At 59.4% G+C, this 21,034-nt stretch carries 20 protein-coding genes; 7 read left to right on the top strand and 13 right to left on the bottom strand.

Features of this window, described 5'->3' with window-relative positions; translation table 11 throughout:
* Nucleotides 1-102 precede the first annotated feature (102 nt).
* Entirely contained in the window at nucleotides 103-954 is an 852-nt protein-coding gene (locus ACYUCQ_RS11460; RefSeq protein WP_460254666.1) for an NUDIX hydrolase, read from the bottom strand.
* Nucleotides 955-1,000: 46 nt separating this feature from the next.
* Here ACYUCQ_RS11460 and ACYUCQ_RS11455 point away from each other — a divergent pair, with 46 nt between their 5' ends.
* The 4 genes from ACYUCQ_RS11455 (at nucleotide 1,001) to ACYUCQ_RS11440 (ending at nucleotide 4,917) form a co-directional block, all read left to right on the top strand.
* Entirely contained in the window at nucleotides 1,001-2,908 is a 1,908-nt protein-coding gene (locus ACYUCQ_RS11455; protein ID WP_460254665.1) for an ABCB family ABC transporter ATP-binding protein/permease, read from the top strand.
* Nucleotides 2,909-2,954: 46 nt separating this feature from the next.
* On the top strand, nucleotides 2,955-3,194 hold the full coding sequence (locus ACYUCQ_RS11450; protein ID WP_460254664.1) for a hypothetical protein: 240 nt from the start codon (nucleotides 2,955-2,957) through the stop codon (nucleotides 3,192-3,194).
* Between the two features lie 83 nt (nucleotides 3,195-3,277).
* Nucleotides 3,278-4,159 (top strand): carbon-nitrogen hydrolase family protein, encoded by an 882-nt coding sequence (locus tag ACYUCQ_RS11445; protein WP_460254816.1) that lies wholly within the window; start codon nucleotides 3,278-3,280, stop codon nucleotides 4,157-4,159.
* Nucleotides 4,159-4,917, top strand: a complete 759-nt coding sequence (locus tag ACYUCQ_RS11440; RefSeq protein WP_460254815.1) for an NAD kinase — start codon at nucleotides 4,159-4,161, stop codon at nucleotides 4,915-4,917. Before ACYUCQ_RS11445 ends, ACYUCQ_RS11440 begins: the two co-directional genes overlap by 1 nt.
* A gap of 46 nt (nucleotides 4,918-4,963) precedes the next feature.
* On the opposite strand, the gene ACYUCQ_RS11435 is transcribed toward ACYUCQ_RS11440, so the two are convergent.
* From ACYUCQ_RS11435 to ACYUCQ_RS11405, 7 genes are read right to left on the bottom strand one after another with little or no spacing between them, the layout of a single operon-like run.
* Entirely contained in the window at nucleotides 4,964-5,743 is a 780-nt protein-coding gene (locus ACYUCQ_RS11435; protein ID WP_460254663.1) for a GDSL-type esterase/lipase family protein, read from the bottom strand.
* Nucleotides 5,743-6,930 (bottom strand): MFS transporter, encoded by a 1,188-nt coding sequence (locus ACYUCQ_RS11430; protein ID WP_460254662.1) that lies wholly within the window; start codon nucleotides 6,928-6,930, stop codon nucleotides 5,743-5,745. The genes ACYUCQ_RS11435 and ACYUCQ_RS11430 overlap by 1 nt, the downstream gene beginning before the upstream one ends.
* Entirely contained in the window at nucleotides 6,927-7,772 is an 846-nt protein-coding gene (locus tag ACYUCQ_RS11425; protein ID WP_460254661.1) for an undecaprenyl-diphosphate phosphatase, read from the bottom strand. The genes ACYUCQ_RS11430 and ACYUCQ_RS11425 overlap by 4 nt, the downstream gene beginning before the upstream one ends.
* A gap of 40 nt (nucleotides 7,773-7,812) precedes the next feature.
* Nucleotides 7,813-8,175, bottom strand: a complete 363-nt coding sequence (locus tag ACYUCQ_RS11420) for an SMR family transporter (RefSeq protein ID WP_460254660.1) — start codon at nucleotides 8,173-8,175, stop codon at nucleotides 7,813-7,815.
* Nucleotides 8,168-9,223 (bottom strand): glycosyltransferase family 2 protein, encoded by a 1,056-nt coding sequence (locus ACYUCQ_RS11415; RefSeq protein WP_460254659.1) that lies wholly within the window; start codon nucleotides 9,221-9,223, stop codon nucleotides 8,168-8,170. Before ACYUCQ_RS11415 ends, ACYUCQ_RS11420 begins: the two co-directional genes overlap by 8 nt.
* Nucleotides 9,220-9,993, bottom strand: coding sequence for a DUF2142 domain-containing protein (locus tag ACYUCQ_RS11410; RefSeq protein ID WP_460254658.1), 774 nt, complete (start codon nucleotides 9,991-9,993; stop codon nucleotides 9,220-9,222). The genes ACYUCQ_RS11415 and ACYUCQ_RS11410 overlap by 4 nt, the downstream gene beginning before the upstream one ends.
* A 9-nt stretch (nucleotides 9,994-10,002) precedes the next feature.
* A complete protein-coding gene (locus ACYUCQ_RS11405; RefSeq protein WP_460254657.1) occupies nucleotides 10,003-11,460 on the bottom strand; it encodes a DUF2142 domain-containing protein in 1,458 nt (485 codons plus the stop codon).
* A gap of 137 nt (nucleotides 11,461-11,597) precedes the next feature.
* Here ACYUCQ_RS11405 and ACYUCQ_RS11400 point away from each other — a divergent pair, with 137 nt between their 5' ends.
* The gene (locus ACYUCQ_RS11400) at nucleotides 11,598-12,575 is read left to right on the top strand and encodes a glycosyltransferase family 2 protein (protein ID WP_460254656.1); all 978 of its coding nucleotides are present in this window, start codon (nucleotides 11,598-11,600) and stop codon (nucleotides 12,573-12,575) included.
* Here the strand turns inward: ACYUCQ_RS11400 and ilvN are convergent.
* From ilvN to miaA, 3 genes are read right to left on the bottom strand one after another with little or no spacing between them, the layout of a single operon-like run.
* Nucleotides 12,528-13,046 carry an acetolactate synthase small subunit gene (ilvN, locus tag ACYUCQ_RS11395; RefSeq protein WP_460254655.1) on the bottom strand — a complete coding sequence of 173 codons (519 nt, stop codon included), beginning with the start codon at nucleotides 13,044-13,046 and terminating at the stop codon, nucleotides 12,528-12,530. The two genes, ACYUCQ_RS11400 and ilvN, sit on opposite strands and share 48 nt — an antisense overlap.
* Nucleotides 13,043-14,833 carry an acetolactate synthase 3 large subunit gene (locus ACYUCQ_RS11390; RefSeq protein WP_460254654.1) on the bottom strand — a complete coding sequence of 597 codons (1,791 nt, stop codon included), beginning with the start codon at nucleotides 14,831-14,833 and terminating at the stop codon, nucleotides 13,043-13,045. Before ACYUCQ_RS11390 ends, ilvN begins: the two co-directional genes overlap by 4 nt.
* A 52-nt stretch (nucleotides 14,834-14,885) precedes the next feature.
* A complete protein-coding gene (gene miaA, locus ACYUCQ_RS11385) occupies nucleotides 14,886-15,863 on the bottom strand; it encodes a tRNA (adenosine(37)-N6)-dimethylallyltransferase MiaA (protein ID WP_460254653.1) in 978 nt (325 codons plus the stop codon).
* On the opposite strand from miaA, the gene serB reads away from it, so the two are divergent.
* Both serB and ACYUCQ_RS11375 read left to right on the top strand, forming a co-directional pair.
* Nucleotides 15,862-16,734: a phosphoserine phosphatase SerB gene (gene serB / locus ACYUCQ_RS11380; protein WP_460254652.1), complete on the top strand. Its 873-nt coding sequence runs from the start codon at nucleotides 15,862-15,864 to the stop codon at nucleotides 16,732-16,734. The two genes, miaA and serB, sit on opposite strands and share 2 nt — an antisense overlap.
* Before the next feature lie 135 nt (nucleotides 16,735-16,869).
* Complete coding sequence (locus ACYUCQ_RS11375; protein WP_460254651.1) at nucleotides 16,870-17,274, top strand: VOC family protein; 405 nt, start codon at nucleotides 16,870-16,872, stop codon at nucleotides 17,272-17,274.
* 325 nt (nucleotides 17,275-17,599) lie between these two features.
* Here ACYUCQ_RS11375 and ACYUCQ_RS11370 read toward each other — a convergent pair whose 3' ends face one another.
* Together ACYUCQ_RS11370 and ACYUCQ_RS11365 are read right to left on the bottom strand one after the other, a co-directional pair.
* On the bottom strand, nucleotides 17,600-18,136 hold the full coding sequence (locus tag ACYUCQ_RS11370) for a hypothetical protein (RefSeq protein WP_460254650.1): 537 nt from the start codon (nucleotides 18,134-18,136) through the stop codon (nucleotides 17,600-17,602).
* A gap of 141 nt (nucleotides 18,137-18,277) precedes the next feature.
* The coding region (locus ACYUCQ_RS11365) for a class I SAM-dependent DNA methyltransferase (protein ID WP_460254649.1) at nucleotides 18,278-21,034 on the bottom strand (2,757 nt) is incomplete at its 5' end.

The raw sequence follows: 21,034 nt of genomic DNA, 5'->3' as shown, positions 1-21,034 counted from the left end.
ATTGTTAACAGTTGCACGCTGGTGGAGGCGGCAATGTGCCGAGCGAGGCTGCTTTGCACCCCGCATCACCCCGCCGTGCCAAGCAAGCTCTCAAAAAACCGCTTAACCATTTGACCCATCCAACGCTGATCGCAGTCGGTGTGCCGCGTCCGGCGCGAAAAATTGTTCACGGATCAACCAGTCAATCAACACCAGATTGACATTGAATTTGAAATCATCCCCCGCCAGCATCACCTCCACAATGCGTTTCGCCGGCCACAAAGCAAAGGATTCAACTTCGCCATCCGCAGCGCGCGGCGTGAAATGTTCCGGCAGCACCAGATCAAAGCAATAAAGCCGGTCCCGGCGTAGCCCTTCCGGCCGCTCCATCGCGTAATCAATCTGGGCGGAAAGTGTCGCCGCCGCGATCAACGCAGCCGGAATCGCCGCCTCTTCCGCCGCCTCTTTCGCCAAGGTTGCGGTTGGCGTCAGCCCGGCGGACACGCCACCGCCGACCAGATTATCAAACTTGCCCGGGTCCAATTTTTTGCTAGCGCTGCGCTTGGCAATCCACAGATGCGGCCCATTCGCCCGGCGCACCACGCCGTTCAAATGCACCCCCGCGCCAATCACCCCAAAGCTCGGCACCGCCCCCCGGTCCAACACCGCCAAGCTCCGCGCCGAGTCGGGCGCACGCACGTCAAAATCTTCGCCCCGGAGCGCAAAGCCAAATTGCGGTGCCAACGAAGCCGCCGCCGCATTCAGCCGCCGCGCCGCGCGCGGCGCCAGGCTGATACCACGCGCCGAGCGCAACGCCTGCGCGCCAAAATAGCCGCAGAAGGCTTCGGCAAAATCAGGTTTGAGAAATCCCACCGGCACATCGCCGATGCGCCATTCCAGCCGATCACCGGGCAGAATGGCGGTCTGGCAGGCCGCAATATGGCGGAGCAGGGGGGTAATACTGGTCAGGGTCAAGGGCAGGTCCATTGGCAATCAAGGGATCAAGTGCCATGTCCGGTCAATGGACCCGCGATCACAAAATCAGTTACCCAGCCCGCCATCGGCCACCACCCATACGCCAACCCCCACGCCAACCCCCACACAAGCGCCGGGGCAAACGGTCGAGATCGCGCGCACCCGCAATAGTTGGCAAACCGTGCGCGCCTTGCTGCCTTACCTTTGGCCCAAGCGCGAATGGGGCTTGCGGGTGCGCATGGTGCTCGCCATCGCCGCCCTGATCGCCGCCAAGCTCGCCATCGTGCTGATCCCGATCCTCTATGCCCGCGCGGTCAACGATCTTTCGCCGAAAGCGGGTGCCTTGCTCCTGCCGGTCGCCTTAATCATCGCCTACGGGTTGGTGCGGGTGATGTCATCGGGCTTTGGCGAATTGCGCGATGGCCTGTTTGCCGCCGTGCAGCAGCGCGCCGCCCGTGCCGTGTCGCGCGAAACCTTCGAGCATTTGCACCGGCTTTCGATGCGCTTTCACCTCGACCGGCAAACCGGCGGCCTGTCGCGGGTGATTTTGCGCGGTGCCACCGGCATCCAAACCGTGCTGCGCCTCGCCACGTTTCAAGTCTTGCCGACCATCCTCGAACTCACCTTGACCATCGGCATCCTCTGGCATTTGTTCGGCTGGCTCTATGCGGCGGTCACCTTGTTCACCGTCGCGACCTATATGGTCTTCACCCTGTCCTTCACCGCATGGCGGATCAAGTTTCGTCGGCAGATGAACGAGACCGATAACGCCGCCCAAACCAAAGCCATTGATTCGCTCCTCAATTTCGAAACCGTCAAATATTTCGGCAACGAAACCCACGAATCCCGCCGGTTCGATGAAAGCCTAACCTCCTACGAAAAAGCCGCCGTACGCTCACAAGTCACGCTCAGCATGCTGAATTTCGGCCAGGCGGTGATCATCGCCACCGGTGCGGTCTCGCTGATGCTGATGGCCGCATCCGGCGTGGTCGCCGGGCGGATGAATGTCGGGCAGTTCGTGCTGGTCAACGCCTATTTGCTGCAATTATACCAGCCGCTGAATTTAATGGGCTTTGTCTATCGCGAATTGAAACAAGGGCTGGTCGATATGGAGCAAATGTTCGCGCTCCTGCGCACCGAGGAAGAAATCGCGGACCGGCCCGGCGCCAAAATCCTGCCCGCCCACGGCGCGCCGGTGGCCGTGCAGTTCGATAATGTGCGCTTTGGCTATAATCCAAACCGCGAAATTCTGCACGGGGTCAGCTTCACCGCCGCCCCTGGCCGCAAAATTGCCCTGGTCGGCCCCACCGGCTCTGGCAAATCCACCATTTCGCGCTTGCTGTTCCGCTTTTATGATGTCACCGGCGGCGCTGTGCGTATCGATGGCGTGGATGTGCGAGATATTACCCAAACCAGCCTGCGCGCCGTGATCGGCGTGGTGCCGCAAGATACCGTGCTGTTCAACGACACGATCCGCTACAACATCGCCTATGGCCGCCCCGGCGCCACCGAGGCCGAGGTGGAACAAGCCGCCCGCCTCGCGCAAATCCATGATTTCGTCCTCTCGCTGCCCGAAGCCTATGCCACACGGGTGGGCGAGCGCGGCCTCAAACTCTCCGGCGGTGAAAAACAGCGCGTCGCCATCGCCCGCACCATCCTGAAAAACCCGCGCCTGCTGATCCTCGATGAAGCAACCAGCGCGCTCGATACCGCGACCGAGCAAGATATCGGCACGGCGCTGCGTCAGGTCGCGCGGGATCGCACCACGCTGGTCATCGCCCACCGCCTGTCCACCGTGATCGATGCCGATGAAATTTTGGTGCTCCGTGAGGGCGAAATCGTCGAGCGCGGCACCCATATCTCTCTCCTCGCCGCCGGCGGCGTCTATGCCAGCATGTGGCAGGCGCAGTCCGAGGCCATCGAGGCCGCACCCGCCGTGCGCGCCGCAGAATAAATCCCGCCTACTGTAACAATTGGAGCGAAACGACATGGAAGATCAAATGGATGACCCGATCGATCACGATATGGTGATGAAAGCCGGGGTCATCGTCGATCGCCTGATCGAGAGCATGGTCAAACAGGATATTCCCCAAATCGCCATCGCCTCCGCCCTGCTCGGCGGCGCGCTCAACGTGCTCTCGGCCAATTTACCCGACGAGGCGGTGCTGCGCATTTTGCAAAGTGCGATGGATAGCGTCGCCAATGGTGAGCTGCGCGAAATCGACGAGCCACGGCAATAAAATACCGCGCCGCCGGGGGCTTGCGTAACCCGCTCGCCCGGCGCACGCTTGGCAACGAAGCATCGGATGAGGAGCAGAAAATCATGCGCATTAGCACGATACAAATGGCCCCCGGATCGGACAAAGCGCAAAATATTGCCCAAGCGCGCCGCCTGATCGAGCAAGCGGTGGCGGCAGACCGGCCTGACATGGTCGCCCTGCCCGAAATCTGGACCTGCCTCGGCGGTGACCGCGCGACCAAATTCGCCGCCGCCGAAACCCTGCCATCCCCCGGCTCATCGCAGTCTGGTAGCGTCGCCCCCGGCGGTGAAGCCTACGAGTTTCTGCGCATGATGGCCCGCACCCACAATATCCATGTGCATGGTGGCTCGATTGGCGAGTTGGGCGGCGAGCGCCTGTTCAATACCAATCTGATCTTTGCCCCCGATGGGCGCGAGATTGCGCGCTACCGCAAAATCCATCTCTTCGATATCGTCACCCCTGACGGCCAGGGTTACCGCGAAAGCGCGGTCTATGGCGCCGGCGATCAAGTGGTGACCGTCCCCATCGGCGGCTATCGCGTCGGCCTGACCATTTGTTATGATGTGCGCTTCCCTGAGCTGTACCGCGCGCTGCGCGAAGCGGGGGCCGAGATTATTTTCGTCCCCGCCGCCTTCACCCTGCAAACCGGCAAAGACCATTGGGACGTGCTGCTGCGCGCCCGCGCCATCGAAACCCAATGCTATATCGTCGCCCCCGCCTGCACCGGCACCCATTATGACGGCTCGAACGAACCGCGCGTCACCTTCGGCAACAGCCTGATCGCCGATCCATGGGGAGCGGTGATCGCCCGCGTCTCCGAAGGGCCAGGCTTTGCCACCGCCCGCATCGATCCCGCGATGATTGCCCGCATCCGCCGCGATATGCCAATTCTGGAGCATCGCGTGCTCGGCATGTCGGCCCCCGATCACCGAAAACGCGCTTGATCGCCCTGCATTTCGCTGCCGCGCCGACCGATGCTGCGCGCGCCGCATTTGACCGACTGACCGCGCGCTACGGCCAGGCTCCCGTCGAAGCCGCCGAAATCATCGTCGCCCTCGGCGGTGACGGGCTGATGCTGGAAACCATCCACGCCACCCTCGCGCGCGGTGTGCCGGTCTACGGCATGAATTGCGGATCGGTCGGGTTTTTGATGAATGATTACGCCGAAGCCGGCCTGATCGAGCGGGTGGGCCGCGCCCTCGGCAATGATATTTTTCCGCTGCGCATGCATGTGGTCACCATGTCCGGTGCGGTCGAAGAGGCGCTGGCCTTCAACGAAGTCAGCCTGCTGCGCCAATTGCGCCAGGCCGCAAAAATCCGCATCGCCATCGATGGCACGGTGCGCCTGCCCGAACTGATCTGCGATGGCGTGCTGCTCGCCACCCCCGCCGGCTCCACCGCCTATAATCTCTCCGCCCACGGCCCCATCGTGCCGCTTTCGGCCAATTTGCTGCCCCTCACGCCAATCTCAGCCTTCCGCCCCCGGCGCTGGCGCGGCGCGCTGCTCGCCAGCAACAGCGATGTGTTGTTCGAAATCCTGGAGCCAGAAAAACGCCCGGTCGCCGCCGTCGCCGATTTCACCGAAGTGCGCGATATTCTCACCGTCGCCGTCAGCGAAGACCGCGCGGTGCGCGCCCGCATTCTCTCCGACCCCGACCGCGCCCTCTCCGAACGGATCATCCGCGAGCAATTCACCGTTTAGCAAGCGCCAAAGTTGAATTTGAACTATTCAACGCTGACCATCCACCTTACGGCGCCGCACCCATCAAGCGCGTCACCGTCGGGGCCAAATTCTGCGCAATCAAGCTCATGCCGCGCCGGTTCGGGTGCAGCGCCGGCTCCGGTTTGGCGAAAAACGGATCAATGAACAAATTCCGATCCACCCGCCCATGCCGCACCAGCACCACCCCCGGATTGCGGAACGTCACCAGCGTGTTATGCCGATAAATCCGCGCGAGTGCTGCATTAATCAGCGTCGTTTGCGCATCCACCCACGCGGATCGGATCGAGGGCAGCACTCCCAACAGCAAAATTTTTGCTCCCGGCGCATGACGATGCACATCATTCACCACCGCCTCGATCCCCGGCACCGTTCGCCGTGCGCCCCAATGCGGCAAGCCAAGATTATTCGCGCCGATCAAAATCACGATCAATTTGGGATGCAGCCCGGCCAATTGCCCATGATCCACCCGCCAGATCACACTCGCCGTGGTATCGCCAATAAAACCGAAATCCAGCGCGTTATACGGCGCATAATAATGCTGCCACACCGGCAAAATCGTCTCGGACGCTACAGGGGATTTGCGGGTCCAATATTGGGTGATACTATCGCCCAGCCAGATCAATTTGGCACCCGGATCGGCCCGTGCTTGGTCCAATGTCTGCGCAAAGCGCGCCCGCCACCAGGGCAAATCCATCCGCCCGATCGGCACCGCCGCCAAATTAACCCGCGGACGCGGGGCCGCTTGCGCGGCGCCCGATAGGGCAAGCAGGGCCAGGATAAAAATAACGACGCGCAAACCAGTCATCACGGCCTCGATTGATCATGGTTGGAAAAAGCCAGCGGATACAGCACCAAATACGCTCCCTGAAACAGCCCGGCGATCAAAAACGGCGCCACCAGCGCCCCCTCGGCGAACAACGCGCCAGCAAAGGCCGGCGCAATCCCGCGCGGTGCCATCGTCGAGAGCGTGTTAATACTCGCGGCCAGCCCGCGCCGTTTGCCGCGCACCAGCCCCAGCGCCACGGCTTGCCGCGCCCCCGCCGTGCCGCGATTTAACGCCGACCGCAGCGTATAGACCAGCACCGCCGCCGCAAAACTCGGCATGAACGGCATCGCGACCAAACTCGCCAAACCGAGTGCGCGCATCACCACCACCGTGCGCACCGCGCCATAACGCGGCGTCAGCCGCCCCGCGACCATGGAAGCACTGCCCGCCGCGATGAACCCCAACGCAAAAGACGGCCCAATGGCCCCCGCGCCAACCCCAAAGCGCGCCGCAAACCACCAGGACATGAACGGCCCCACCATCCCAATCCCAGTCCCGTTCAGCAAATTCAGCCCCGCCAGACGCCAAAGCAGCCCGCGCTCCACCCGCGCCGTCGCCGCCTCGGCCTGTTGCGCGGGTCCGGTGAAACGCTCCACAAGCCGTTGCGGGTCCGGGCTCAGCCATAATAGCGAAAAAGCGATCAAGCCCGCCCCGAGCGGGAGCCAAAATATCGGTTGCACCGGCCCGATCAACCCCGCCACCACCGCTCCCACCGCCATGCCGAAAAATCCAAGGCTCGCATTCAACGAGAGCAGTGCGCCCAATTGCTTGGGGGCAATCAACACCGACATCCATGATTGCTCCGCCGGCGCAAACGGCCCCGCCGCGCCATTCGCCCCCCGGCCAAACCCGCCAATGATCGCGGCCACCGCGAGCGGCAAAAAAATTCTGCTCTCCAATGCGATAATCGAAGTCGCCACCGAGAGAATTTCATAGACCAGCAAAAACTGCCGCCGCCCAAACCGGTCGCTCGCCGGGCCGATGCCCGCCGTCAGCACCACCGAAAACCCAATCGCCAGCGCAAACACCAAGCCGAGCCGCGTCGCACTCCAGCCAAGCGTGCGCGCATAAAGCGCAAAATCGGTGACCAACGCGCCCTGCGCAATACTGCGCGCGAGCCGCGCCGCCATCAGCCGCAGCACCGTTGGTGCTAAATCCTTGATCAAATCCCCGCCGATAACAGCACCAGGCTCAGCACGCCCATGCCAGCGCAATATGCCGCGAACGGGCCGAGCGCCCAGCGTTCATGATCGCGAAAATAGCGCATCAAAAACGCGGTGGAGAGAAACGCCACAATCCCCGCCACGACGGCGGCCAGCACCGAGAGCCCCAAAATTCCCCCGCCCAACGCCTGATGATGATGCCATAATTTCGGCACCTCCACCACCGTCGCCCCGGCAATCACCGGGGTTGCCATCAAAAACGCAAACCGCGCCGCCCCGCCATGATCAACGCCGCGCGCCAACCCGCCCACCATCGCCGCCCCTGAGCGTGACAAGCCGGGCAAAAACGCCAAACATTGAAACAACCCAATCACCAGCGCATCCAGCGCCGTCAGCCCCTCCACGGTCTTGCCGCTCACCCGCCGCCGCAGCCGGTCACCCGCCAGCAGCAACCCCGCATTCACAATCAAAAACCCCGCCGCAATCATCGGCGAGGCAAATAAATGCTGGATCGGCTTTTTCAGCGCAAAACCAATCACCACCGCCGGCAGTGTGGCGATCACCAAATTCACCAGCAAGCCCCGCTGCGCTTTCGCTCCCGGGCTTTGGTGTCGGCTGACCAGCGCCAACGCCATATCCCACCAATCGCGCCAAAAATAAGCAAGCAACGCCGTCGCCGTGCCCACATGCAGCATCACCACAAACGGCAAAAACGATGGCGCATGCTGGTTGACCCGCCAATGCAGCAAGCTCGGCACAATCACCGCATGGCCCAGGCTGGAGACCGGGAAAAGTTCGGTTGCCCCTTGCATAATGGCAAAGAGAATCGCGGCAATCAGCGTCATGCAGGCTCCATCGATCAGGCGAATCGCCCCACGCGGGCGCTCAGTTGGGTTTATAGCCGATTTGCGTCACCAGGATACCAACCAGGATCAAGGCCACCCCCACCCAAAACCACGGGCCCACCCGCTCGTGAAACAGCTTGATCGAGAGCATCGGCACCAGCGCAATTCCCACCGCCACCCACGGATAGGCCCGGCTCAGCGGCACGCGCGAGAGAATCCAAATCCACAGCACCGTCGCCACGCCATAGAGCAACCCCGCCGCATAAATCGAAGGCTGGCTCAGCACCGTGCTCACGGCCTCCAAGGGTGGGCGTCCGCGCAGCGACAACCCCACTTTCTTGAACAAAAGCTGGCCGCTCGCCAAAATGATCGTAAAGAGCAACAACGCGATCGTATTAACCATGCCGGCCAATCTCCTCCTGCTCAGACCCCAGCGGCTCAGACCCCAGTGGCCCTGGCCCCACCCGCTCAGGCCCCACTCGTTCAGGCAGCGTTGGAAAAATCGCCCGGCTCGGTACGCTCGCAATGTCATAGCCAATAAACGACAATAAAAGCTGCAAACCCAAAATAATCGGCAGCGCCGCCAACATCACCGTGCCTGAACTGGTGGTGACATTGAGCAAACTATTATGAACCCAGAAATACAGCCCGGTCAGCGTGCCAAATCCCATCAGCAGCAATCCGGCCAGAAACTCCAGCGAGGCGAGCGAAAAATCCCGCAGAAAATAATTATACACCAGCCGCTTGCCAAAATTGCGCGCATGGCCGCGCAGAAATTCGGGAATCACGGTTTTGATGTTCATATTACTAACCTCAGCGCCATACACCGCCGCCATCGGAATATCGATCACACAAGCGCGCAACGTGCCCAAGCGAAACAGCATGTCCGATTCAAAGAAATAGCGGCGGGGCAGGGCGTCCAACGGAATGAAATCGATCAAGGCCGCATGAATCGCGGTATAGCCATTGGTCGGGTCAAACAAGGTCCAATAGCCCGAGGATAATTTAGTCAAAAACGATAAAACAGCATTGCCAAACACCCGCACCGGCGGCATCGGCTTTAACGCGGTCACATCAAAAAACCGATTGCCCTTGGTATAATCAGCCCGCCCGGCAATGATCGGTGCGGTAAAATGCTCGAGCAAGCGGGGGTCCATCTGCCCATCGCCATCGATTTTCACAATAATATCCGCCCCATCCGCCCGCGCTCGACGATAGCCGGTCACCATCGCCCCGCCCACGCCTTGATTTTGCGCATGGCGCAGCACCACCACCCGTGGATCGGCGCATGACGCCGCGATCCAATCGCCACTCTGCTCAGGGCAAGCATCATCGACGGCATAAATCCGCGCAACCGAGGGGCCAATCGCCGCGAGCACCGGCAAAATATGCGCACGCACCTTAAAACACGGGATCACCACAGCGATGATCGGAGGCAGGGCAGATTTCATTGATAAAATGACCGAGCAATCAGAGTGGGCAGCACCAACGCAGCTTTGAGCGCCACCAAAATCGCCGGCAACGTCAATAAAACGCTAGCCGCATCTCGGCCATAACGCCAGCCCGTCCCGCGATCGAACCAAGCGCCAAAGCGCGGCACCAGCAGCAAATAATAGCGCCCCTGCACGCCAATAATCTGCGCCCCGCCGACATTGGTCCAATCCAAATACAGCGATAATTCCACGGCGATGATACTGGCCCCGACCAACGCCAGAACCAACAAAGCATCCCCCCAATGCCAGCGTACCCGCCCCGCCGAGGCGCCCAGCAGCGTGGCGAGGGCCGCCGCAGCCAGCGCGCCGGGCAGATAAAGGCCCGGAAAATACTCAACCGCGCCACTCGCCTGGACAAATTTGCGCTGGCCACTCCAGCGGATCGCGCGTGCCGTCGCCACCTGCTTTGCGCCAATTTTCGGCACATAAATCGCCGTCCCGGTTGGCCGCGGCAACAGCTCCGCCCGCGCTGCCCGCGCCAAGCCGCTATCGATGAACACCCCGGAATCCGGCCCACGTGGCGTGGCGTGCCGAACCCCGAAAATCTGCCCATGCAGCAACGCCACCGTGCGCGAAATATGCGCCGGCTCATCCGCCACATCGCCAATCGGCGTGCCATAGGCCAGATGCAGGCCGGTATAGAGCGTGATCGCCACGAATAGCAGCGTCAGCGCGTGCGCCCCGCCGTAATCAAGGCCCGATCGGAGCGCGCAACCCAATCTCACCATCGGCACCGCTCAGGAAAACCGCGCATAAATCAAATGCGGCAGATAAAACCCATCATAAATCGCCATCGCAACCACCGGCAGCGTCAAAACCGTCTCCAGCGAGAGCGCCGCATACCGCCACCGGCTGACCCGATTGATCCAACGTCCCCAACGCGGCAGCGCCAAGACCAAAAACGGTACAATCTCCAGAAAATAGCGCCCCTGCACACCGGCAATAATCGTCGTGCCAACATGGGTCCAGGAAATATAAAGCGCCAGCTCCATCAAAACCACCGTCACCACCGCCAACCCCAAAATCCACAGCGCATCAACCAAATGCCAGCGCAGCGCCGCCGCATTCGAACCGGCGAGGCTGGCCAGTGCCGCCGCCGCCAGCGCCAACTCCCAAAAATGATAGACCTGATCGGACATCACGATGGTCAGCCATCCGAAAATCCCAAAAAACTCGTGCGTCAGCCCAGTAAAATACAACGTAATATAATGATATGGCATCAAAATAATCTGGCTTGGATGCGCCAACAACACGCGCAGATTGGCCACCGCATCGGGTGACGTAAACACATCGCTCGCCTTGCCCGGCCAAAGCGGTCCAGGGTGATAATGCGGCCCCCATGATGGTGTGAATGAGGTGCGCAGCATCACCAACACCCAGATGATCGAGGGGATCGCAAACAGCGACAGCAGCACAAATCGTCTTCCTAGCCCGCGCCAGCGTAGCGGGATCAGCGCGCAAAACAACAAAAACCCATAAGGTGGCTTGGAGCAGATAACGGCAGCAAAAATCGCGGCAGCAATCCAGCGTGCCGTGGGCGCGCGCTCCTCCGCCTCGGTCAGGAGTGCCGCACAGAGCACACAGGCGGCAATCAACATCCCATCCTGGTTGAAGGATGCACCCAGCGATAAGGTCATCGGCAGCGCCAGAAATGCAAATAATAAGGGCCGCCCAAATTGCGCCCTTTGCAGCGCCAGCGCCCCCATCAGCAAAAATCCAAGCAGCATGAATAACCGCCCGGTATATAAAGCCTGCAATGGCGATTGGCCGATCCAATGCCCAATCCCGATGCCCAAACTGCCGGGGATGTAGAAAACCGGCAAATACTCAACCGAGCCGCTCGCCCCGTCAAACCCCAGCCTATTGGCCCATCGGATCGCGCGTGCAGCTTTGCGTTGGGCCGGTGGAATATGAACATTGAAACCCGGCGGCACCAACTCTGATTCCGAGGCGTCAATCAGCCCCTGATCAACCATCACCCCGGCGACCTTCCCCACGTTGAATTGCACCTTCCGGCCAATCACAATCCCGCGTGTGAGCGCCGCCGCCCGCGCAATATGCGAGGGTTCATCCGCCACCTGGCCCATCGGCGTCGCATAAACCAGCCGCAGCCCGGTGACCCCACAGACCAGCAAAAACACCATCACCAGCCAGTTCGGGCGCGCAATTGAAAATCGCCGGAATATCCTGTTCATAATTGCTCCGCCATGCGAAGCACTCCCTGCCGTCTGGCTGCCAGCCTGTCAACGGAACACCCAAACCGAACACCCAAACGTAACAACCAAACGTAACAACCGTTGGTGTCGCCGCACAAATCGGCTAGGTGTGAGCCATGATCTCCATCGTCGTCCCCTGTCATAACGAAGCCGCCAATATTGCGCTCCTCTATGATCGGCTTTGCGCGGTCATGACCGGCGAGGATTGGGAACTGGTTTGCGTCAATGATGGCTCGCGTGATGACACGTTAGCCCGGCTGATCGCGCTCAGCCAGCAAGACCCGCGCGTGCGCGTGTTCGATCTCGCCCGTAATTTCGGCAAAGAAGCCGCCCTCACCGCCGGCCTCGATCACGCGCGCGGCGAGGCCGTCATCCCGCTCGATGCCGATTTGCAAGACCCGCCCGAGCTAATCCCCGCCCTGATCGCCAAATGGCGTGAGGGGTTTGACGTGGTCAACGCCGTCCGCGCCAGCCGCACCAGCGATGGCTGGCTCAAACGCACCACCGCGCGCGGCTTTTACCGGGTGATCAACCGCCTCAGCGACGTGCCCATCCCCTCCGATACCGGCGATTTCCGCCTGATCGCCCGCCCGGCGCTCGAAGCGCTAAACGGCCTGCGCGAACGCCGCCGCTTCATGAAGGGCCTGTTCGCCTGGGTCGGATTTCGCACCACCGATGTGCCCTATCAGCGCGCCCCGCGCCATGGCGGGCAAACCAGTTGGAATTACTGGAAGCTTTGGAATTTCGCCCTGGAAGGCATCACCTCATTTTCCAGCGCGCCGCTGCGCCTTGCCTCTTATCTCGGCGTCACCGTCTCGATCTTCGCCTTCATCTACGCCGCGATCATCATTTTCCGGAAAATCATGTTCGGCAACGCCGTCGCCGGCTACCCGTCCCTGATCGTGGTGATCTTATTCCTCGGCGGCGTGCAGCTCCTCGCCCTCGGCGTGATCGGCGAATATCTCGGGCGCATCTATGAGGAAAGCAAACAGCGCCCGATTTACCTGATCCGCGCACGCTGGGAGGGGCCCGATCGCGGGGATCACTCAGATCGTGCGCGGCCCGCGCGCGATCGCAGCCACCCCGGTGCGTGATACTTCCACCAACCCCAACGGTCGCATCAAATCCAAGAACGCGTCGAGCTTATCGGTCGCCCCGGTCAGCTCAAACACAAAACTCTCGGTCGTCGCATCAATCACCCGGGCGCGGAACGCATCGGCCAACCGCAGCGCCTCTGATCGGTGGTCCCCGGTGCCAACCACCTTGATCAACGCCAATTCCCGCGCCAAATGCGGCCCCTCGCGCGACAAATCAGCAACCCGATAAACCGGCACCAGCCGATCAAGCTGCGCCTTGATCTGCTCAATCACCATCTCGGTCCCGTGCGTGACAATGGTAATCCGGCTGCGCCGCCGGTCATCATCCACCGGCGCCACCGTCAAACTCTCAATATTATAACCCCGCCCGGAAAACAGCCCGATCACCCGGGCCAAAACCCCAGATTCGTTCTCCACCAGTACCGAAATCGTCGCCGAGCGCAGCGCCTGTTGCACAATCGCGTTCATACCAGCACCAACCCTTCATCGGTAATGCCGCGCGCCTCATCCTCATGCTCCGGCCCCAAAATCATCTCATTATGCGCCGCCCCGGATGGGATCATCGGAAAGCAATTCTCGCGCGGATCAACGCAAATATCAGCAATCACCGCCCGATCGGTCGCAATCATCTCGGCAATCACCCGGTCCAGATCATCAATCGTGCGCGCCCGCAGCCCGGTCGCATGAAAACTCTCCGCCAGCTTGACGAAATCGGGCAACGCCGCCGAATAACTCTCCGAATAGCGCCCGCCATGCAGCAATTCCTGCCATTGCCGCACCATGCCCATATACTCGTTATTCAGAATAAAAACCTTCACCGGCAGCCGATATTGCGCGAGCGTGCCCATTTCCTGAATATTCATCAGAATACTGGCCTCACCCGCAATATCGATCACCAACGCGTCCGGATGCGCCACCTGCACCCCCATCGCCGCCGGCAAGCCATACCCCATGGTCCCCAACCCACCCGATGTCATCCACCGATTAGGCTGCTCGAAGCGATAATATTGCGCCGCCCACATCTGATGCTGGCCCACCTCGGTGGTGATATAGCTGGACCGATCACGGGTCATTTCCCACAAACGCTGGATCGCATATTGCGGCTTGATCACCGAACCCGGCTCGAATGATTGCGTGAATTTCAGCGAATCTTTCGCCCGCCAGCCATCAATCCGCCGCCACCATGAAGCGAGCGCGCCCCGATCTTGCGGCGCCTCATCGCGCTTCCACGCCGCAATCAAAGCGCGCAACGCCAACACCGCATCCGCCACAATCGGCACATCCACCGGCACGTTCTTGTTGATATTCGCCGGATCAATATCGACCTGGATTTTTTTCGAGCCCGGCGCAAACGCATTCAACCGCCCGGTCACCCGATCATCAAACCGCGCACCGATATTCACCATCACATCGCACCCATGCATGGTCAAATTGGCCTCATAGGTGCCGTGCATGCCCAACATGCCGATAAATTGCGGGTTCGATGCCGGAAACGCCCCCAACCCCATCAGCGTCGAGGTCACCGGCGCGCCAATCATCGTCGCAAACTCAATCAACAGCGATGCCGCCTCCGGCCCGGCATTGATAATCCCGCCGCCCGAATAAATCACCGGCCGCTCCGCCCGCTTGATCAGCGCCACCGCCTCAGCAATCCGCGCCGGGTCCGGCTCGGTGCGGGGCCGATAGCTGCGATGCGGCCCGGTCGCCGGCTCGGCATAAGGTGCTGGATTAATCAACACATCCTTGGGCAAATCAATCAGCACCGGCCCTGGCCGCCCGGTGCGCGCCACATAAAACGCCTCATGCACCACCCGCGCCAAATCCTCCGAGCGCTTGACCAGATAATTATGCTTGGTCGCCTGCCGCGTGATCCCGGTGGTATCCGCCTCCTGAAACGCGTCATTGCCAATCAAATGCGTCGGCACCTGGCCGGTCAAACACACCAGCGGGATTGAATCCATCAACGCATCGAGCAACCCGGTCACCGCATTGGTCGCCCCCGGCCCGGAGGTCACCAACACCACCCCCACCTTGCCGGTCGAGCGCGCATAGCCCTCCGCCGCGTGTACCGCCGCCTGCTCATGGCGCACCAAAATATGCCGGATCGCGTTTTGCTGAAATAACGCGTCATAAATCGGCAAAACCGCCCCGCCCGGATAGCCAAAAATAACCTCAACCCCCTGCGCTTTCAGCGCCTGCAGCAAGATTTCGGCCCCAGAGGTTCCAGCCTGTTTGGTAGTGGTCACGGCGTTCATCCAAAATTTCCTGTTTCAGCTTATCAGCGGTAGCCCGGCGGTGTCCCCGGCGTCAACCGCAGCACTTAATAAGTGACATGATTTCGTCTAGGGTTCTTTCCAAAAATTGCGTAGAATCATCAATCCGCGCATTGATCACCTGCGTCCAACGCGCATCGGCCAATCGCTGATGGCGGAACCAGGTCGCTTGGCGCTTGGTGTAGCGCATCGTCGCGGCAATCGCCGCCGCCGTCGCCGCCGCCAAATCCATCTTTCCCGCCAAATAACCCCGCAATTCCGGCACCCCATGCGCCCGCAACCCCGGCAAATCATCCGGCAATCCTCGCGCTACCACCGCACGCACCTCCTCAACCGCCCCAGCCGCCAGCATTGCGTGAAACCGCCGCTCAATCGCCGCCCGCAACGCGTCACGCGGCGGATCGAGCCAAATCACCACGGGCGCAAATCCGCGCAGCCGCTCGGTCGGTTGCGCCTGCCAATAGGCCAGGCCCCGCCCGGTGCCGAGCCACACCTCGACCGCCCGCGCCACACGCTGCGGATCGTGGGGCCGCACCCGCGCCGCCGTCACCGGATCACGCGCCGCCAAAAACCCATGCAGCCAAACCGCCCCGTGCGCCGCCAGCATCGCCCGCGCCTGCATCCGCGCCTCCGGCGCAAAATCCGGCACCGGCGCTAAACCTTCAATCAGCGCGCGCAAATACAATCCCGTCCCACCGCATAAAATCGGATTTTTAGCCCCCGCCAGCACGCCCAACGCCGCGCCGCGCCACCACGCCGCATCCACCGCCTGATCCAGCGTCCGCACCCCATACAGAACATGCACCGCCCGCGCCTCATCCGCCGCACTCGGTCGCGCCGTGATAATCCGCCAATCCGCATAGCATTGCATCGCATCGGCATTAATGATCGTCCCGCCCAGCCGCGCCGCCAGCGCCAGCGCCAACGCCGACTTGCCGGACGCCGTCGGCCCCACAATGATCGGCAAGGCCCTTGCTTGATCCCGTTCCAGTGCGCTAGCCGCTTCACTCATGAAATTCCTATTGGTCCTGGTTGCCGCACGACACAAGATTTCCCTCACCGATGCCATGGTCGCCCGCGTGCGCGATGTCATCGCCGGCGGCGTCCCGGTCTGGCTCTCGCCCGGCGAGGCCGCCGAAATCCCCTGCATGATCGAGCCCAACGCCGCCGCCGTGCTCGCCGCGCTCGATCATCAGCCGGTCGATTTTTTCACCATCAAAGCCCGTGGCCGCCGCAAAGCCGTCCTGATCGCGGATATGGACAGCACCATCGTCACCACCGAAACCCTCGATGATCTCGCCGCCGAAGCCGGCTTTGGCGATCAAGTCGCCGCCATCACCGCCCGCTCCATGGCCGGCAGTATCGATTTCGCCCAAGGCCTGCGCGAACGCGTCGCCCTGCTCAAAGGCCTGGACCTCGCCGCCCTCGAACGCACCTGGCGGCGCACCGAATTCTGCGCCGGCGCGCGCGAACTGGTCGCCACCATGCGCGCCAACGGCGCCCTCACCGCGCTGGTTTCCGGCGGCTTCACCTTCTTCACCGCCCGCGCCGCCGCCGAACTCGGCTTTGACCTGCACCGCGCCAATACCCTGCTCGATGACGGCTCGCGCCTCACCGGCCTCGTGCAGGAACCCATCCTCGATCGGGACGCCAAACGCACCGCCCTACACGAAATCGCCGCCCAGCGCGGCGTCCAACTCCGCGCCACCCTCGCCGTCGGCGACGGCGCCAACGACCTCGCCATGATCGAAGATGCCGGCGCCGGCGTCGCCTATCACGGCAAAAACATCCTGCTCGAACGCGCCAAACTCCGCATCGACCACGCCGATCTGCGCGCTCTGTTATTCCTCCAAGGCTACCCCGCCTCCACCTTCCGCACCTAACCCAAATTTTTGCCCCCACCCCCACCCGCGCCCGCGCTCAAGCCGGGCCGGGCCGGGGCGCAAAAAAATTGACAAGCCGCTCAAACCAGATCAATTTTTTCAGTCAGCCAAACGCATAAACCAGGAACCCAATCTATGAAACCGAAAATCGGCCTCATCACCCTCGGGGTTGCCGACATCGCAAAATCGTTAGCCTTCTACCGTGACGGTCTTGGATTCCCCACATATAACTACAAGGACGGCGACGACGTCGTATTTTTCAAGCTCGAAGGCACCTGGCTGTCAATTTATCCGCGCGAAAAACTCGCCGACGACGCCCAACTCCCGCCAAATGGCAGTGGCTTCCCTAACATAACACTGGCGCATAACGCCGAGTCAAAACAAGCCGTCAACGCTGCATTTGATCTCGCCCTAAACGCAGGCGCCAAACCAGTCAAAACACCCCAAGACGTGTTTTGGGGTGGCTATTCCGGATATTTCTCGGACCCCGATGGTCACCTTTGGGAAGTCGCGTGGAACCCCTTCATCGATCTGGCCTAGAAACAACAATCAACAACTTGGTATCATCCACCGCGCCCGAGCCAACCACCGCAACGGAAAAACCATCCGCCCATGCGCGATGTTGTTCGAGCGATCATGCCCCCAAAACCGTCACCGGCAAAATCCTCCGCCGCGAACTCCGCTAATTTTCTCTCCCGCCTCCGCTCCGCCCCATGCGCCAGTATCGATCCGGCCTGTCGCGCTGTTGGATTGAGCTTCCCACCCTTATTCCAGGAGTTGCCATCAGCCAAAATCGCGGACGCCACCAACTGAATTCTTGTGGTGCCTAAAATTCAAAGCAGCAACTGCACATTGTAAAACCACTTCATTTTTTAGATGCTGTGGAAGTTGAAATTGACGAAGATGGGTGCCATACACCGTAACGGATAGCACAAAAAAACAATAAAACAGGCACGGCTATTGTGACATATATTATTAAACGATTAATCAACGATACTTTGGGGGTAGATGATTTAAGTATCGCATTTAATAACAGATCCATCTCGCTAATTCTGATTATCGAAAACACAGCCACAGAAACAGGTAAAGTCAGTGCAATTAAAAAGATGGAAAAATAATTTTTCGCAAAATTTATATCGCTATGATCAAACATAAAAAAAATTCCAATTGAAGAAATTGAAACTAAACTCCACTTTAGCAAATCGACATAAAGCCAGATTGATTTTAATATAATTTTATCCTTCCCTTCAACGGACTTTAATTCAGTTTCTGTCAATTTTTTGGTTAATAATGCGCATTTTTTGATCTTATCTAAAAGTTTGTTGTAACATTTACATCCTACAACACTGTTCGGCTGCTCCGATCCCTGACCGGGAGTTGTCGTTGAACTCGGGTCACTCATCTCACAAATCTCCCTTTAAATAAATCAAGACTAACAAGTGGCGTCAAAGTCGATACCCAATTCACCGCGCGACAATGCCCTTCGATATCCAGTCTAATACCACCATCACAACCTAATCGCTGTCAAGCGCGAGTTCACCGCCTAAATTCGCCGCCGCGGCCGCTTTGCGGGCGTCTGCATCGCCGCCACCGTCGGAGCACTCAAACGCTCATAGAGCGAAAACAAATGTTCCGCCCGCTCCCGCTCAGAGCCGAACGGCACCGCCCGATACAGCCGATCCACCGCAACATCCAGCATTGCATGCGCGCGCCGCAGCACCGGCTTCATCAAATCCGGATCATACAGCGCCGCCAAAGTCGCATCAGGAAATTGCGCCCGCGCATCAAGCACCGCCTGAGCAAGCTTTTCAACCTGCTGCCGCTGCTTTGGCTCCACGTCAGGCCGAGGAAAACTATTATAAACCAAGCCAATAGAATAACGATAATCACTTTTGAGCCGCCCGCCAACATGGCGCAGCCAAGCCATATGCATCGCCGACGTCAGAATCCCAAAATGCCAAAGCGTCGCATCAAGCAGCACGAATACAAGGTCGCTGGGTATAACAGGCGGGTTTAACCAACCAATCGGCAAATAAGGCCGTCGCTCAGAACTGACTTTTGGAATAACCAAAAATTGTCGAGTCGGAATCACGTTCACATGATACCGCGTTGGCGAATTGGCTAATTTACGGGTCTGCACACTACGACTTTTTTCACGAAACTTCCGAACCGCATGAACGCGATCCATAACGCGCGGCATCTTTCTAAGCCTATCGGGATCTGCATCTTGCAATGATAAAATCCAGCGGTTCCCGCCATTCAAATATTCCTCTGACCCAACAAACGGAAACAACAATGGAGCAACATCCGGTTCGGCTTTTAGCAATGCAAGCCGCTCGCCTTCGTCAAAAATAAAATGTCCATTATCAATAGGTTTCGAACCGATAATAAGCTTCGGGATATCACATAACGGCTGCGCCGTCTCCCGCACCACCAAATGCCGATCAGCAAGCCCGGTTGCATCAACTAAATACGACGATAGCGCCGCGTGTCGTGTCTCGGTTGGGTCGCCTTTGATATCCGCATAGGAAAACAATCGTTTTTCCGCAGGCTCAATATCGCGCGGCGTCAGCCCAATAATCACCACATGCACATGCGCAACCCCCTTGGCATCAGAACCCCAGGCAAAAGTGCGATGGGCAAAGGCAATCTCCAGACCAAGCCGATCAAACAAAATCGGCCAAAGCTGCCCAACCTGCTCGCCCTGCGTCACCGAATTGGTAGCAACAAAACCAATGCGGATGGGCCGTTTCCCCACATAGGCCCCAGCCTTCAAAAACCACGCCGCAACATAATCAAGCGTCCCGCCCGATCCACCAAGAGCCGCCAGTCGGCGAACCTGCGCCCGTTGCGCCTCGCTCTGCATCTTCGCACCAATAAACGGCGGATTGCCAAACACATAACTGCATCGCTCCGCCGCAAGCAGCGTGCTCCAATCAGTCTCCAACGCATCCGCATTCAAAATATGCGGCGCCTTCCGCAACGGAATCCGCGCATAGGCTTCGCCAAACGCCAGCGACAGCCGATTATTCATAATATGGTCCATCATCCACAGCGCAACTTCTGCAATCCGCGCCGGAAACTCCTCCAATTCAATTCCGTAAAACTGATCAACATCCAGCTTCACAAACGTTGCAACATTAAACGTCGCAAAACTTCCCTTAATATCCGCCAGCCGATCCCGATGGATTTCAAGCAACAAATCAATCTCCAGCGCCCGCAATTCCCGATAAGCAATAATCAAAAAATTGCCGCATCCACAGGCCGGATCAAAAAATGTCAAAGTCGCAAGCCGATCATGGAACGCCTTCAGCGCAGCCTCGCGCCCGGCACCTCGCCGAGCCTTCAACCGCCCAAATTCGGCACGCAATTCATCAAGAAATAATGGCTCAATCACCTTCAAAATATTCTTCTCAGTCGTATAATGCGCCCCCTTCGCCCGGCGCTCCTTCGGCGTCATCACCCCCTGAAACAACGCACCAAAAATCGCCGGCGAAATCGCATCCCAATTAAACGCCGAAGCCTCAAGCAGCGTCGCGCGCATCCCACCATCAAAATCAGGCAGCGGCAGCCGTTCAGCAAATAATTCGCCATTAACATAAGGAAACAACGCCAAATCAGCATCGAGCGTCGTTTGCCGCCGGTCCTCAGCCTGATTGAGCACCTCAAACAACTTGCCAATCAGCGGCCCAACATCCGAACCATCCGCCCGCGTCCGCTCAGCCAAAAATGCCTGAAACATGCCACGTTCCGGAAAAATACCCGTATCATCGGCAAATAAACAAAATAGCAGCCGAACCAGCAATAACTCCAGCGCATGCCCCTCAAACCCGGACGCCTTCAAATCATCGTGAAGCCGCTGCATCAGCGCCGAAGCGCGCAAATTCACCGGGTCTTGGTCACGAAACGTCCGCGCCTGAACCCCCATAATGAAGCCAAAGGCCTCAACATGCTGCGGCAAATCCGCGAGCCGAAACCTAATCTCGGTGCCCTCATCAAGATCATAAAGTTCAAAATTCTGAAAATCTGAGAGCAGCAAATAACGCGGCAGTTCGTCATCCGTCAGACCCGGAAAATAATCGAGCGCCTGCTTTTTCGCAGGAACCAAGGCCCGCCCGGCACTTTTTTGCTCAACGAGCAGTGTGCCTTTCCAAAATAAATCTAAATATCCCCGTCTGCCCCCGAGCAACTGCACCGGCTGCTCAAAATACGCGACCCGGCGACGGCGAATCCCAAAAATCTCAGAGTCTGACTCGTAATTTGGTCTGATTTTTTCATGCGCGTGCGACAAATCTGACGG

It is taken from the genome of Acidiphilium sp. MT5, from assembly GCF_054767495.1.
The sequence above is the reverse complement of the archived record's forward strand: the minus strand, read 5'-3'. Positions and strand labels throughout refer to the sequence as shown.

Coding starts and splice junctions, on each gene's coding strand:
- ACYUCQ_RS11455 (WP_460254665.1), top strand. CDS start 1,001: ATGGACCCGCGATCACAAAATCAGTTACCCAGCCCGCCATCGGCCACC.
- ACYUCQ_RS11450 (WP_460254664.1), top strand. CDS start 2,955: ATGGATGACCCGATCGATCACGATATGGTGATGAAAGCCGGGGTCATC.
- ACYUCQ_RS11445 (WP_460254816.1), top strand. CDS start 3,278: ATGCGCATTAGCACGATACAAATGGCCCCCGGATCGGACAAAGCGCAA.
- ACYUCQ_RS11435 (WP_460254663.1), bottom strand. CDS start 5,743: ATGACTGGTTTGCGCGTCGTTATTTTTATCCTGGCCCTGCTTGCCCTA.
- ACYUCQ_RS11425 (WP_460254661.1), bottom strand. CDS start 7,772: ATGACGCTGATTGCCGCGATTCTCTTTGCCATTATGCAAGGGGCAACC.
- ACYUCQ_RS11420 (WP_460254660.1), bottom strand. CDS start 8,175: ATGGTTAATACGATCGCGTTGTTGCTCTTTACGATCATTTTGGCGAGC.
- ACYUCQ_RS11415 (WP_460254659.1), bottom strand. CDS start 9,223: ATGAAATCTGCCCTGCCTCCGATCATCGCTGTGGTGATCCCGTGTTTT.
- ACYUCQ_RS11410 (WP_460254658.1), bottom strand. CDS start 9,993: ATGGTGAGATTGGGTTGCGCGCTCCGATCGGGCCTTGATTACGGCGGG.
- ACYUCQ_RS11405 (WP_460254657.1), bottom strand. CDS start 11,460: ATGAACAGGATATTCCGGCGATTTTCAATTGCGCGCCCGAACTGGCTG.
- ACYUCQ_RS11400 (WP_460254656.1), top strand. CDS start 11,598: ATGATCTCCATCGTCGTCCCCTGTCATAACGAAGCCGCCAATATTGCG.
- ilvN (WP_460254655.1), bottom strand. CDS start 13,046: ATGAACGCGATTGTGCAACAGGCGCTGCGCTCGGCGACGATTTCGGTA.
- ACYUCQ_RS11390 (WP_460254654.1), bottom strand. CDS start 14,833: ATGAACGCCGTGACCACTACCAAACAGGCTGGAACCTCTGGGGCCGAA.
- serB (WP_460254652.1), top strand. CDS start 15,862: ATGAAATTCCTATTGGTCCTGGTTGCCGCACGACACAAGATTTCCCTC.
- miaA (WP_460254653.1), bottom strand. CDS start 15,863: ATGAGTGAAGCGGCTAGCGCACTGGAACGGGATCAAGCAAGGGCCTTG.
- ACYUCQ_RS11375 (WP_460254651.1), top strand. CDS start 16,870: ATGAAACCGAAAATCGGCCTCATCACCCTCGGGGTTGCCGACATCGCA.
- ACYUCQ_RS11370 (WP_460254650.1), bottom strand. CDS start 18,136: ATGAGTGACCCGAGTTCAACGACAACTCCCGGTCAGGGATCGGAGCAG.